Here is a 13,265-nt window from a genome sequence, read left to right on the forward strand (position 1 = left end):
ATGGAGGAATGCAATGTATGCCCAAGCTCATGGATTATATGATCAGTCCTTATCCGATACGTATTATTGATCCGAAGGTCGAGCCCTCCAGGCTCCGCTTGAAGTCGATTCGCATAGGGCAAGCCGGCCATCTGCCGGGAAGAACGCTGTTTCGTTCCGGTGCGGTGTTTGAACAATGGGCATTTGTGTATATAGTCTCCGGAAGCGGGACGTATATGGAGAACGGAGGACAAGAGCAGCAGGTCCGTGAGGGTAGCCTGTTTTTTTTCAGACCCGGCTGCAGCTACAGCTTCGGACCGCCGCCTGGCGGGTATTGGGACGAATATTATGTTAATTTCAGCGGAAGCCGTGTAACGGAATGGCTGGAGGCCGGAATGATTGCCGGAGGAGAGGTGACCCGGGGGGATAAGGCGGAAGGGCTGGACGCGTCCTTTGAGCAGATTCTGGAGTTCATGGCCGGGGGAGTTCCCGGTGATGCGGACCGGGCTGCGCTGCTGCTGGAAGAGATGCTGCTGGAATGCTCGCTGCAACTTCAGGGCAGCAACCGCCTGTGGCAGCAAGGGGCGATGCCGCTGATCCGGGAAGCGCTGAATGCCTGCATCTATGAGAAGCCGGATCTGCAGCGGCTGGCTGAAGGCCTGCACCTCTCCATGTCTACACTCCGCCGCACCGTGCGGCGGAGCAGCGGGTACCCCTTGCATGAATATATCCACCGGCTGAAGATGGCCGAGGCCAAGCATCTCTTGCTCAATACCTCCCTGCAGGTGCAGGAGATAGCAGGGATGCTTCATTATAGAGATAGTTTTTATTTCTCAAGGCTATTCAAGAAATATATGGGCCTCTCTCCACAGACCTGCCGGAATCATTTATGACTGAATTTACGACAAAATTCTACTTTTTACCGCAAAATAATCTCAGAAAAATGTCGTATTTTGTATTTTTTTGTTGACATGCAGAAAAAAACAGTGATATGATTTAGAACATATTAGCAGTTCTAGATTAGTTCTTCTAGACTATGCCGGAGATGAGACTATTGAGAGAATATTACTGCATCAGTTGCCGCAGTCTCCATAAGGTGGTAGGACTTAATCATACCTTGCGTATTCTGTCCACCGGGTATCATATCGTTGGCGAACAACGCTACCAAATTTGTATATGCAATGAGACCAAGCTGGAGCAAGCCTTGCCGGCGGTGACTGAATAGACTGTAACGGGTGAAGTGAACCTGATGAACGAAGACATCGCGTCTTTGAAGAGCCTGTCCCTGGTGGGAGAGGCTCTTTGTCATGCCCGGAGAGGAATTGGATAATATTGCATACGCTATCATTTTCGAAGTTGGATAGAGTTGGTTAATTTCTCTTGAAAAAACAATAATAATACCCATTTTATTTTTAAAGTAAACGCTATCATTAGAAAACGAAACTTGTTATTGTGATTTTTCTCATGTATGATGCTTTTAACATAGCTTAGAATAAACTCGAATTTTCCACAAACTGGAGAATAGGGTGGTGGGATGAACATTAAATTAACCGTAGAAGATCGTACGATCGCCTTTTTCAGAATCTTTTCTTTGTCCCTCACATCATTTATGTACCTCATGGTTCCTGTGGGGCCTTCCGTAATATACAAATCCCTACTAATCATTGTGCTATTCTTATTTGCTCAACTATTCCCTTATTATTACCGGAGGTTCCAGACAAGAGCCCGTGCTCTCATGCTAATGATCAGTGTGGAGACGGCACTTATTGTGGTGTTGATGTTATTTACTGGAGGATACGACAGTCCTTTTAAGCTATATGTCCTTAACCCGGTGCTGTTTGCAGCGGGGGCACTCTCTTTTTATTACACATGGAGTCTGATCCTGGGCTATATTGCCATGGTAGCAGTATCCGGCTATATGACTTCCGATTCGCCCGGTCTTACGATTGCTGAAATTATACTTGCCAATGGTAACCTGTTTCTAGCCCTGTCTCTCGCGGTTATAGTTATGCAGATGGTTAAGGGGATAAAGCGGCAGCGGGAAGAAGCGAACGCGCGGACCAACGATACCATGGAACATATCAAATCGCTTTATCACATCGTGGAAACATCAAGCCAGCATGACTTCATGAATATAGGCCAAGTGATTACCGACTATGTAGTCAAGCTTACCAAGCTGGAGAAGGCCCTGTTCTGGTTCGCCAAAAAAAGCGGGGAACCTGCTCCGCAGAGCCGGCAGACGGGGTGGCAGCATGAAGAGGAGCGCCTGCTGTTCATGGAGCTGGAGAAGCATGAGCATGAATGGAGGCTGCAGCGTGAACCGGTATTCAAGAGTATGCCGGGAATCGGCGACTTCCTGCTGATGCCGGTAAGAATGAGTACCAGGTTCGTCGGTATGATTGGTGTGAGGCTGGAAGCCTCGGAAGGGCTGGAGGGCCGCAGATGGTACATCCAGCAGCTGATGTTCCTGTCGGAGCTGAGTGCGATTATTCTTGAGCGCCATGAGCTGGGCGTGATCGAGAACCGGCTGATCATCACGAACGAGCAGAACCGGATAGCCGATGAGATGCATGACAGTGTCTCCCAGAGTCTTTTCGGCATCGTCTATGCGACTCATTCTCTGAAACAGACCTGGCGCAAGATGTCTGAACGGGAGCTGGAGGAACAGATCGAGCTTATCCACGATTCAGCCACGAAGGTGGCCAAGGAACTGCGGATTACCATCTACAGCCTCAGCTCCAAGAAGAGCGGCGGCCCGAGCTGGCTTGGGATGGTGCGCTCGCATCTGAAGAGCCTGTCCAGGCTTAACGATGTTGAGATAGAACTAAAAATAACGGGGGATGATTTCAGTCTCCCTTATCCTTACCACAAGGCACTCTTCCGGATTATTTCCGAAGCTACCGGCAATGCCATACGACATGGTGCTGCCAGCCGGGTGGATGTCGAACTGTCACTTAAGCCGAAATGGATCAGATTATCGATTGTCGACGATGGTGTCGGCTTCGATAAGGATCTGATTTTGACCGAATCTGAGGAGCACTCAGGCGGACTGGGAATGAAGAATATGCAATATCTGGCACAGTCCCTTGGCGGTGATTTCCAGTTATCCAGCAGCGAGAATGCTGGAACCCGAATTATGATCTCTATACCTGTTGGTGTGGCTGAACTGAAAAATGCATAAACTTTAGGCAGGAGGTCGTTCAAGTGAAAATCGTCATTGTTGATGATCACCCTTTGGTGAGAAGAGGATTGGCATCTGTGATTTCCATGCAGTCCAATCTGCAGTTTGCTGGCGAAGCAACGAATGGCCAAGAAGCTCTGCTCGTGATTGAGGAGATACAACCAGATCTTGTGCTGATTGATCTGAAGCTTGCCGATGAATCGGGCCTGGATATTATCAAGGAAGCACGCGTACGCGGGTTCTCATGCAAGTTCATCCTGCTTACGTCCTCAGCCAGCCGGGAAGATTTCCTGAAGGCGGAGGAAGTGCTGGTAGACGGTTATGTACTGAAGGAAGCTCTGCCTGAGGAATTGCTGTTTGCAATTCAACTGGTTCACAAGGGCAGGAAGTATTACGATCCCGGGCTGATGGAAGACAAGATGCGCATGAGCGGCAACAGTCCAACCGATGAGCTTACACCCAAAGAGAAGGAAGTCCTGATCGAACTGGGACAGGGGGCCTGCAACCGTGAGATTGCTTCACGCCTGTTCATCAGCGAATTCACCGTCAAAAAGCATGTCAGCCAGATTCTGGCGAAGCTGCAGGTGGCGGACCGGACACAGGCAGCCTTATATGCCAATGCTGTCGGGCTTACCAAATATGAGATGTCATACGATTAATAATTATCCCTGTGAATGATCGGGGACGGAGCACGGACCACGTTGTCCGTGTTTTTTTGCGTCCAGGGACAATAACCATCACACGGGAAGAGTGTAAGGCTCACCAGTGATGTTAGCATTTTCCAGTCATATGGTACTAAAGTATACCATCCACCCCCTCTGGAGGACCGAACGGAGTCACTCAAAAGTGAAGTGTAAAGTGATGCGAGGGGGCATGTGATAAATCCTGCGCATTGTTAGAATAAAAGCAAGACATCTGAAACTTTCATGATTGCTTTCAAAACGAACACAAGCGGAAGGAGGGTTACTGTGGAAAAGACGATTTTGGATTACATTAACCTGATAAAGAAAAAATTATGGTTAATCATGGTATTTGTACTGATCTCCTGCGCCACCACCTTCTATGTCAGTAAAAACTTCGTTGCACCCGTCTACTCCGCCTCTGGACAGCTACTGGTCAACAACGTTGTGAATGTCCCCGAGAGCAATAATCTTAACGCACTGAACTTCAGTCTTAACCTCATCGAGAGCTATAAGGAAATCATGAAGTCCCCCACCCTTATGAAGAGTGTAATCGCGGAGCATCCCGAGTTCGGTCTGACGGCGGGCCAACTGGCTGCCAAGCTGCAGATCAAATCCTCTGAGAAAAGCCAGGTGATTAATCTGAGCGTGGAGGATAAGGATTACGGTACCGCAGCTACCATTGTTAACGCGGTTTCGCAGACCTTCATCCGTAGCCTGCCGGCACTGATGAACCTGAATAATGTAACCTTCCTGACTCCGGCTGATCTTGCAGCCCAGCCTCAGCCGGTCAACGGCGGAGTGACCATGAATATTCTCATCAGCTTCGTGGTGTCGCTGATGGCAGCGGTCGGGATTATCCTGCTGATGGAGACGCTGAACGGTACGCTGAGAAACGAGAAGGAAGCGGAATTCGAGCTTGGCCTTCCGGTCATTGCCAGCATTCCGGCGATCCGCAAGCGCGATTTCGGCAAATCGGACAATGACAAGGCAAGAGTAGGGGAGGGCAAATATGTTACGGCTGAATAGAAGTCTAATCACAGACATGAACCCGTCCTCGCATATCTCCGAATCCTTCCGCTCGCTGCGCACGTATATCCGCCAGCTCGGCTTGCTGAAAGGGACGGGCGGACAGGTGCTGCTCTTCACTTCTGCAGAGAGCGGCGAAGGCAAGACCACCATTCTCGCCAATCTGGCCGTATCCTTCGTACAGGATGGCAAGAAGGTGGCGGTGGTGGATGGTAACCTGCGGAAGCCCGGCCTGCATAGCATCTTCGATGTGGAAGGCAGCCAAGGGCTGGCAGCTTACTTAAGCGGCTACGAGGAAGCCAAGGATATTGCTGTCTATGGCAGCTTGGCGAACCTGGCGGTGATTCCTGCCGGAATAACCCATGTCAGTCCGCCGGATTTGCTCGGCAGCGAAAGAATGGCCGGGCTGCTTACGGAGCTGAAGGCAAGCTTCGATCTGATTCTGCTGGATTCGCCGCAGGGCGTAGATTACAGCGATGCACGGATTCTGGCCCCCCTCTCGGACGGGGTGGTCATAGTAGCCAGACACGGCCGGACGAAGCGCGAAGCGCTCCGCAAGCTGAAAGGTCTCATGGAGCAGACAGGTGTAAGGATTCTCGGGATTGCGATGAACCAGACCAGATAGAACACCAAATCGGCAAGGTGAACAAAACTACTTGGGAGGTATGTGTGATGAAAAAGGTAAAAAAGGTAATTATCCCGGCAGCCGGGTTAGGCACACGGTTCCTTCCGGCGACCAAGGCAATGCCTAAGGAAATGCTGCCCATTATCAACAAACCGACGATCCAGTATATCGTGGAGGAGGCCATTGCCTCCGGGATCGAAGACATCATCATTGTAACCGGTAAGGGAAAGCGGGCGATTGAGGATCATTTCGACAATGCCTTTGAGCTTGAATCCAGACTGCTGGAAGATGGTAAGCTGGAGCTGCTCAAAGAGGTGCAGCGGTCCTCCAAGGTGGAAATTCACTATATCCGGCAAAAGGAACCCAAGGGTCTCGGTCATGCTGTATGGTGTGCGAGACGGTTCATCGGCGATGAGCCGTTCGGCGTTATGCTCGGCGATGACATTGTAACCGGACAGGTTCCCTGCCTGAAGCAGCTGATCGATCAGTATGAGGAGACCCAGAATTCGGTGATCGGGGTGCAGGTCATTCCGGATGAATTCACGAACCGCTACGGGATTATCGAGCCGGATATGCAGGACGGGAAGCTCTACCGGGTGAACAATTTCGTGGAGAAGCCTCCGCTTGGAACAGCGCCTTCTAATCTGGCGATCATGGGCCGCTATGTATTTACCCCTAAGATCTTCAAGTATCTTGATCTTCAGGAGAAGGGCGCGGGCGGCGAGATTCAGCTGACGGATGCGATTCAGAAGCTGAACCAGAGCGAACGTGTCTACGCTTATAACTTCGACGGTACAAGATATGATGTCGGTGAACGTCTTGGATATATTTTGACCACACTGGAATTTGCCCTTGCGAGCGAAGATTTACGCTATCAGGTCATGGATGCCATGGCAGAATGGCTGAATAAGGCGGGACAGAAATCGCTAAGCAGCTGAGACCGTCCCCCCAACCCGATGGTTACAAGCCGGAGTCAAGAAGTAAGGCTGCATAAACCTTTACGAGAAATGAGGAGAGATGAGCATGCAAAAACTGCCGGAAGACTATGAGGCCGTCCTGCCGAAACTTTACATGCTGCATTCGGGTGAAGAAAGCAAGGGAATGGAATCCTATCTGGTCTTGAAGCGGATCATCGACATCTTGTTCTCCGCCCTGGGTCTGCTGTTCCTGCTTCCGCTGTTCGCAGTGGTGGCTGTCCTGATTAAGCTGGAAGATCCGAAGGGCAAGGTGTTCTTCCGCCAGGATCGGGTCGGCAAGGACGAGAAGCTGTTCCCCATGTACAAGTTCAGATCCATGGTATCTAATGCCGAGGAGCTTAAGGCCAATCTCATGGCCTACAACGAAGTAAGCGGCGCGATGTTCAAGATTAAGAATGATCCCCGCATTACGCGGATTGGAAGATTCCTGCGCAAGACCAGTATTGATGAACTGCCGCAGCTCTGGAACGTGCTGATGGGGCATATGAGTCTGGTGGGTCCCCGTCCTCCGCTCGTTGAAGAGGTGGAGCAGTATACGGATTACGACAAGCAGCGGCTGATGGTTACACCCGGCTGCACCGGCTACTGGCAGGTGAACGCCAGAAACAGTGTCGGCTTTGATGAGATGGTTCAGCTGGATCTGACATACATCCATATGCGCAGCACAATGCTGGATCTGAAGATTATCGTCAAGACTGGCCTGATGCTGCTCGGTTCCAAAAATGCGTATTAAAAATATGGGAATTGGGTGATGCCGATGTTTGTACACGGAGATGTACCTGAGATTTCCATTATCATTTGCACCTATAACCGGTCAGCTCTGCTGGTCAAGACGCTGCACTCGCTGCTGCCGCTGGAGAATTTGCACCAGGCCGAAATCATCGTGGTGGATAATCAGTCTACGGATGATACGGCGGCCGCTATCAAGGGGTTCATCGGGACCTATGGTGATGATATGGATATCCGTTATTTGCTGGAGCCGGTTCAAGGGCTGTCAGCAGCCCGCAACACGGGCATTCTGGCTTCTAAATCGCAGCTCATTGCTTTCTTGGATGATGATGCGATTCCTTGCCGGACCTGGATTACGACGATTGTCAGCACATTTGCGGCTAGGCCGGAAGTGATGGCTATGGGCGGCAAAATCGCTCCGATCTTCGAGAGCAAACGCCCGGATTGGCTGATTAAGCCGTTCGAGCTTCCTTACACGATTGTTGATCTGGGGGGCCGGATCAGAGAGTATCCGAAGCGGCTTCATCCCTGCGGTGCCAACATGGCGATGCGCAAGCCGGTGTTCGATATCAGCCTGTTCCCGCTGGAGCTGGGCCGCAAGGGCGACTCGCTGCTCTCGGGTGAAGAGACCTGGCTGTTCAGCCAGCTCCAGCAGGAGGGACATTCCATTCTCTATCATCCGGAGATGGCTGTGGATCATTTCGTTCCGGCGAACCGGCTGACAGAGGACTGGATCATGAAGAGGTATTACAGCCAAGGCATATCGAACGCTATGAAAAGTGAAGGAATGAAGGGCCACCTGCTGCTTCTGGGCAAGACGGGGGCCAAAGTGATCTACATCCTGGCAGATTCTGTTCTCTCCCGCAGTAAGGGAAGAAGGCTGCTGAATAAGTGCCGGCTCGAGAGTATTCGCGGAACTCTCCATATGATCTGGAACCGGAAGAGGGAATCCGCAGCGGGGTGAGGGGAGGACGCGCGATGACCAATTTTGAGTGGGGCGCCAAAATAAATAGTCTGCCATACGGAATGCTCTATCTCGTAACTGCACTGTTCCTGGGAACAGCCGTCATCTTCCAGCCGGTCATCGCAGTAGCGGCCGTATTCTTCATTCTGCTGCTGGTTGCCTCCCTATCACGCCCAGAGCTGATCAGCTATTTTGTTCTGCTGACTACGGCAGTCTCGATTAACTTTTTGTACAGCGGGAGTATGTTCGGTATTGAGATCCTGTCGCTCTACAAGCTGGTTATTCTGATGCTGCTCGTACCGTGCATCCTGGTCAACGGCCTGAAGTTCAAGCTCAGCCCTCCCTTATGGGCGATGCTGGCCCTGATCCTGCTCACCTTCAGCTTCTCCATCTGGCTGCCGGAGATGAGCACATCCATTGCGGTCAAAGCCTTCATCGGGCTGTCCCTGCCCTTCGTACTGCTGCTGATTAACTGGAAGAAGGAAGTCGCCGAGAAGCAGATCCGGATCATTACCCTGCTGCCTCTGGTCAGCATGTTGCTGGGAGTGGTGCTGCAGGCTGCGAATATACATTCACTGGTAGCCGTTGAGTTCACAGGCGCGGTGCGGGTGCAGGGGGCGAACATTCCGCCTCACCTGGCGATGCTGGCCTTCATGGGAGTAGCAATCGCGTTCATTGAGATCAAGCGCAGTCCGCTGTATACGCGGTTCAATTACATCATGCTGGGGCTGAATTTCTTCATTCTGGTGATTACAGGTACGCGCGGGCCGATTCTTGCCCTGGTGCTGATGGTACTCTATTATTTCTACGATATCTCCCGCGCCTTCCTGAAGGGCAAGAAGAAATTTCTGATCCCGCTGCTGTGTTCGCTGCTGGTCATTACCTCGGCCGTATACATGCAACTGGACAACATCAAGAAGCGCTCCTTTGAACGGACGACCGAGACCGGGATAGACCTGTCGGGACGGGCGGAGGCCTGGGAGTACTTTTTGAACAAAGCCGCAGATTCACCTTATGCCGGGCGGGGGCTTGGAGCGGTAACGGTGGCGAATGACGGTACGCTGTACGGCGGGTTTGTCGTTCCGCACAATGAGTATATCCGCTTCTACTACGACGGAGGATACATCGGTGCCATTCTGCTGCTGCTGTCTTTACTCGCTGTGTTTATTCTGGTGTACAGGGTGCTTTTACCAGCGGTGAAACCTTATTATCTGCTCTTTATTGCAGCTTTTCTGATCTACTCTTTCACGGATAACACGCTGTCGACGGTCCAATTCATCATTCCGTTCTGTTGGTACCTGAACTGCCTGTACCGATCTTCACAGCTGGCCGATTCCCCACAAAAAGAAGTGATACGATGAACCAAGTGAATATGTTCGATGTCAATTTCGATAACTATGATTTCATGGACCTGCTTGATTACATAGACAGAACCATTCAGGAAAGGAGCCAATCCTACATCCTGACCTGCAATGTCGATCATGTGATCAAGCTCCGCAAGGACAAAGAGTTTCGGGAGGTCTATTCCGAAGCAGGGGCTGTTGTAGCCGATGGAATGCCGCTGATCTGGGCGTCCAAGATGCTCGGTAAACCGCTGAAGCAAAAGGTATCCGGGGCTGATCTGTTCAGCCAGCTGGGTAACGCATTTGAACAAAGGCAATACCGGTTGTTCTTCCTGGGGGCCGCCGAAGGCGTCGCAGAGCAGGCAACGAAGAATCTGAAGGCCGCCTTCCCGGGCATTAACGTAGTGGGCTGTTACTCTCCTTCTTACGGCTTCGAGCACAACGAAGAAGAGAACCAGCGGATTATCCAGATGCTGACCGAGACCCAGCCGGATATTGTGTTCGTAGGCGTGGGAGCACCGAAGCAGGAGAAGTGGATCTACCGTCACTATACCTCCTACCAGGCGCCGGTCTCCATCGGCGTAGGGGCCACCTTCGACTTCCTGTCCGGCTCGGTGAAGCGGGCACCGGATTTCATGCAGAGAACCGGCATGGAGTGGCTCTGGAGACTTAGCCAGGAGCCGGGCCGGTTATGGAAAAGATACCTTGTCGACGATGCCCAGTTCCTGGTGCTGCTATTCAAGGAGATGCGCAAACGGGGCAAGGTGAAGAACAGCAGTGCCGATTGAATGAGAGCGGCGAAAGAGGGGGGCAGGGAATGAAGATGCTAAGCAGAGATGAGAATAGTCTGAATCTTCCATCGGCACAAGCCGTGAAGTCGGCTGTAATGATGACCTTGATCTGCGCTTCGGCTCTGGCCCTGCCGCTTGCGATCGGCTTCGCCAGTGCGAATCTGAGCGCGTCGAACAGCCTGCAGGGCATCATTCTGGCAGGTATCCTCTTTCCGGCCTTGTTGCTGGCCCTGCTGAATACACGGATGCTTATTCCTTACACTTTGCTGATCTGGGCAGTTGCCCCGGAGTTGCGGCGGATTGCAGACTGGTACGAAGGCGTATATCACTCCGTCTCCCTGCTCAGTCTGGCCCCGCTGCTGACCGGAGCGACCTTAGCCATTCCCGTGCTGCGGGAAATTCACCGGATTCGCAAGTCCTCCACCCGGATCATGCTGCTGTTCTCCGTCGCACTGGCCTACGGCGCGTTGATTGGACTGGCGAAGAACGGAATCGGCTCGGTATACGATCTGGCGAATTACATCGTCCCGCTGCTGCTCATTCCCTTCTTCGCGGTCACGCCGTTTAAGCCGAAGGATATCGACCGGCTGCTGTACGCTTTTGCCAACATCGCCGTGCTGGTTGCGATCTACGGGATCGTGCAGTATCTGACCGTTCCCCCTTGGGACGCCTTCTGGATGCGGAATGCCGATATGATCTCAATCGGAACCCCGTATCCGCTGGAGATCCGGGTCTTCTCGACCCTGAACTCTCCGGGTCCGGCTGCAACCTTCCTGGTCTTCGCCCTGGTGCCGATGATTCTGGAGAAAAGATGGCAGGGTACGCTGCGCTGGCTCGGTGTTCTGCTCGTAGTGGTCTGCCTGCTGACTACGCTAGTCCGGTCTGCATGGCTGGTCCTGCTGGTGATGCTGCTGGTCTACATCGCTTCCTCTCCCTCCAAGGGCAAATGGAAGACGCTGCTCCAGCTCGTATTCGTAGCAGCCGCGCTGTTCTGGATTGTTCCCAAGCTCCCTGGAGCAGAGGGGCTGGTGGCCCGGATGGAGACCCTGACCTCCGTGCAGGAGGATCATTCCTTCAATGAACGCCTCAGCCTCTGGACCAATATGCTGCCGATGGTGGCTGGCAATCCGGTAGGGCAGGGGATCGGCAGTGTAGGCCAGGGCACCAAGCTTGGCAACGGCGGAGAGCTGGGGGAATACGGGAATATGGATAACGGCTTCATCGCGCTGCTGCTGACCTTCGGCGTACTCGGTGCATTGTTCTTCTTCGGGGCACTCGGTGCGGTCATCAAGGAGATCGGTGTCAGAGTGACCCGCAGGAACGAACTTCAGCCTTACGCCAGGCTGGCGCTGGCGGCGTGGATGGGAGCTGTAGCCAGCCTGATTTCGGATAACGGCTTTCCCGGTCTTAAGGGATATCTGATCTGGATGCTGATCGGACTTGGCCTCAGCGCCAAGGAGCTTACTCAAAGCAGAAAGAAGGGAATACCGCATGCAGCAGTCCAGCGCCAAATCACTACCCGCTAACCGGGTATGGTCCACCTTCCGGAGATTCACGAAGAGTAAGGACAATAGCTCGGCTGCTGTCAAAACGATGTTCGTCAGTGTGCTGATCCTGCTGGTCAATATGCTGACCGGCGTACTGACCGCCCGTTATCTCGGCCCGACCGGCCGGGGGGAGCAGACAGCGATGGTGAACTGGTCGCAGTTCCTGGCCTTCAGCATGAGCTTCGGCATTCCCTCGGCGCTGATCTACAACGCCAAGAAAAATCCGCAGGAAGCGGGAGTGCTGTACCGGATCGCGCTGCTGATCGGCCTTGTGTTCGGAACCATCGCCATGACGGTCGGGATACTCGTGCTGCCTTATTGGCTGGGGTCCTTCAGTCATGAGGTAGTGGTCTTCGCCCAGTGGTCCATGATCCTCTGCCCGCTGATTGTTATCTCGCAGATTAACAATGCGGCCTTCCAGTTCAGAGGGGATTACAAGACCTTCAACTGGATGCGGTACCTGGTGCCGCTGCTGACACTGGGGGCCATCGGCATTCTGATCCTGAGCGGCTACATGAATCCTTATACGACCGCACTGGCCTATCTGGTTCCGTCAGTTCCACTGTTCATCGGAATGACCATCCTGCTGCTGCGGACCTACAAGGTCAAGCTCCGGGATTCCTACCGCAATTTCAAAAGATTGTTCACCTACGGCCTCGGCTCATACGGTAATGATCTGCTCGGCCAGTTCTCAGTATACATAGACCAGATCATCATCGCCGGACTGCTTAGACCGGCGGATCTGGGGCTCTATGCGGTAGCGGTTAGCCTGTCGCGTATGGTGAACTTCTTCGCGAATTCGATCACGGTGGTGCTCTTCCCGAAGGCCTCCGAGATGGCGAAGGACGAAGCGGTTGCCCTCACCTTCAAGGCTTTCCGGATCAGTACTACCTGTACTTTGCTTGGCGCAGTATTCCTGATGGTGGTAGCGCCGTTTGTCATCCCGCTGCTCTACGGCAAGGATTTCAACACCGCGCTCACCGTGTTCCGCCTGCTGCTGCTGGAAGTAACCATCAGCGGCGGGACGCTGATTCTGGCACAGGTGTTCATGGCACTGGGCAAGCCGAAGTTCGTATCCATCCTTCAGGGGGTCGGCCTGATCCTGGTGATTCCGCTGCTGTTCCTGCTGGTGCCGAAGTTCGGATTGTTCGGAGCCGGGGTGGCTATGCTCTCCTCCTCCGTGCTGCGGTTCCTGTTCATTATTCTTAATATCAAGTACAACCTGAAGGTTAAGCTTCCGCGGCTGCTCATTAACGCCCAGGACCTTCAGTGGATGAAGACGACGATGAATTCGTATATCCGCAAGAAACCTATGGATGTGTAAGTAGTTAAGGGTTGAATTCAGTATTTTTGATTCTGCTCGTAGAGATATACGATACGAGCCACTTATCTGCTTTAAAAAACCATGGGACGGTGCTTG

13 protein-coding genes are annotated in these 13,265 nt (G+C 52.6%); all 13 read left to right on the top strand.

All coding sequences use genetic code 11. The annotated features are described in order from the left end of the window. The first annotated feature begins 17 nt into the window (after window positions 1-17). Window positions 18-872: a helix-turn-helix transcriptional regulator gene (locus tag ACFSX3_RS26920; RefSeq protein ID WP_209992120.1), complete on the top strand. Its 855-nt coding sequence runs from the start codon at window positions 18-20 to the stop codon at window positions 870-872. 161 nt (window positions 873-1,033) lie between these two features. Beyond that, window positions 1,034-1,204, top strand: a complete 171-nt coding sequence (locus ACFSX3_RS26925) for a hypothetical protein (protein ID WP_379257826.1) — start codon at window positions 1,034-1,036, stop codon at window positions 1,202-1,204. A 510-nt stretch (window positions 1,205-1,714) separates the two neighbouring features. Then, the gene (locus ACFSX3_RS26930) at window positions 1,715-3,160 is read left to right on the top strand and encodes a sensor histidine kinase (RefSeq protein WP_339222514.1); all 1,446 of its coding nucleotides are present in this window, start codon (window positions 1,715-1,717) and stop codon (window positions 3,158-3,160) included. Window positions 3,161-3,183: 23 nt separating this feature from the next. Further along, window positions 3,184-3,819 carry a response regulator gene (locus ACFSX3_RS26935; protein WP_173136668.1) on the top strand — a complete coding sequence of 212 codons (636 nt, stop codon included), beginning with the start codon at window positions 3,184-3,186 and terminating at the stop codon, window positions 3,817-3,819. 309 nt (window positions 3,820-4,128) lie between these two features. Further along, on the top strand, window positions 4,129-4,869 hold the full coding sequence (locus ACFSX3_RS26940; RefSeq protein WP_209992117.1) for a YveK family protein: 741 nt from the start codon (window positions 4,129-4,131) through the stop codon (window positions 4,867-4,869). After that, window positions 4,853-5,494 carry a CpsD/CapB family tyrosine-protein kinase gene (locus ACFSX3_RS26945; protein WP_209992116.1) on the top strand — a complete coding sequence of 214 codons (642 nt, stop codon included), beginning with the start codon at window positions 4,853-4,855 and terminating at the stop codon, window positions 5,492-5,494. The genes ACFSX3_RS26940 and ACFSX3_RS26945 overlap by 17 nt, the downstream gene beginning before the upstream one ends. Before the next feature lie 47 nt (window positions 5,495-5,541). Next, entirely contained in the window at window positions 5,542-6,432 is an 891-nt protein-coding gene (gene galU / locus ACFSX3_RS26950; protein ID WP_209992115.1) for a UTP--glucose-1-phosphate uridylyltransferase GalU, read from the top strand. A 79-nt stretch (window positions 6,433-6,511) separates the two neighbouring features. Further along, entirely contained in the window at window positions 6,512-7,204 is a 693-nt protein-coding gene (locus ACFSX3_RS26955) for a sugar transferase (RefSeq protein WP_209992114.1), read from the top strand. Window positions 7,205-7,222: 18 nt separating this feature from the next. After that, window positions 7,223-8,164, top strand: coding sequence for a glycosyltransferase (locus tag ACFSX3_RS26960; RefSeq protein ID WP_379313474.1), 942 nt, complete (start codon window positions 7,223-7,225; stop codon window positions 8,162-8,164). Between the two features lie 14 nt (window positions 8,165-8,178). Continuing rightward, window positions 8,179-9,525 carry an O-antigen ligase family protein gene (locus tag ACFSX3_RS26965; RefSeq protein ID WP_209992112.1) on the top strand — a complete coding sequence of 449 codons (1,347 nt, stop codon included), beginning with the start codon at window positions 8,179-8,181 and terminating at the stop codon, window positions 9,523-9,525. Beyond that, window positions 9,522-10,295 (top strand): WecB/TagA/CpsF family glycosyltransferase, encoded by a 774-nt coding sequence (locus ACFSX3_RS26970; RefSeq protein WP_209992111.1) that lies wholly within the window; start codon window positions 9,522-9,524, stop codon window positions 10,293-10,295. The genes ACFSX3_RS26965 and ACFSX3_RS26970 overlap by 4 nt, the downstream gene beginning before the upstream one ends. A 98-nt stretch (window positions 10,296-10,393) precedes the next feature. After that, window positions 10,394-11,824, top strand: a complete 1,431-nt coding sequence (locus ACFSX3_RS26975) for an O-antigen ligase family protein (protein WP_209992225.1) — start codon at window positions 10,394-10,396, stop codon at window positions 11,822-11,824. Continuing rightward, window positions 11,790-13,169, top strand: a complete 1,380-nt coding sequence (locus ACFSX3_RS26980) for an oligosaccharide flippase family protein (protein ID WP_209992110.1) — start codon at window positions 11,790-11,792, stop codon at window positions 13,167-13,169. The genes ACFSX3_RS26975 and ACFSX3_RS26980 overlap by 35 nt, the downstream gene beginning before the upstream one ends. The last annotated feature ends 96 nt before the right edge of the window (window positions 13,170-13,265 follow it).

This window comes from Paenibacillus rhizoplanae (assembly GCF_042684125.1).
GTDB classification, from domain to species: Bacteria; Bacillota; Bacilli; order Paenibacillales; family Paenibacillaceae; genus Paenibacillus_AQ; species Paenibacillus_AQ rhizoplanae.

What these genes read in the sequence shown, in the direction of transcription:
- ACFSX3_RS26955 (WP_209992114.1), top strand. Translation starts at nt 6,512, where the DNA reads ATGAGCATGCAAAAACTGCCGGAAGACTATGAGGCCGTCCTGCCGAAA.
- ACFSX3_RS26930 (WP_339222514.1), top strand. Translation starts at nt 1,715, where the DNA reads ATGCTAATGATCAGTGTGGAGACGGCACTTATTGTGGTGTTGATGTTA.
- galU (WP_209992115.1), top strand. Translation starts at nt 5,542, where the DNA reads ATGAAAAAGGTAAAAAAGGTAATTATCCCGGCAGCCGGGTTAGGCACA.
- ACFSX3_RS26980 (WP_209992110.1), top strand. Translation starts at nt 11,790, where the DNA reads ATGCAGCAGTCCAGCGCCAAATCACTACCCGCTAACCGGGTATGGTCC.
- ACFSX3_RS26960 (WP_379313474.1), top strand. Translation starts at nt 7,223, where the DNA reads ATGCCGATGTTTGTACACGGAGATGTACCTGAGATTTCCATTATCATT.
- ACFSX3_RS26975 (WP_209992225.1), top strand. Translation starts at nt 10,394, where the DNA reads ATGATGACCTTGATCTGCGCTTCGGCTCTGGCCCTGCCGCTTGCGATC.
- ACFSX3_RS26945 (WP_209992116.1), top strand. Translation starts at nt 4,853, where the DNA reads ATGTTACGGCTGAATAGAAGTCTAATCACAGACATGAACCCGTCCTCG.
- ACFSX3_RS26965 (WP_209992112.1), top strand. Translation starts at nt 8,179, where the DNA reads ATGACCAATTTTGAGTGGGGCGCCAAAATAAATAGTCTGCCATACGGA.
- ACFSX3_RS26920 (WP_209992120.1), top strand. Translation starts at nt 18, where the DNA reads ATGCCCAAGCTCATGGATTATATGATCAGTCCTTATCCGATACGTATT.
- ACFSX3_RS26970 (WP_209992111.1), top strand. Translation starts at nt 9,522, where the DNA reads ATGAACCAAGTGAATATGTTCGATGTCAATTTCGATAACTATGATTTC.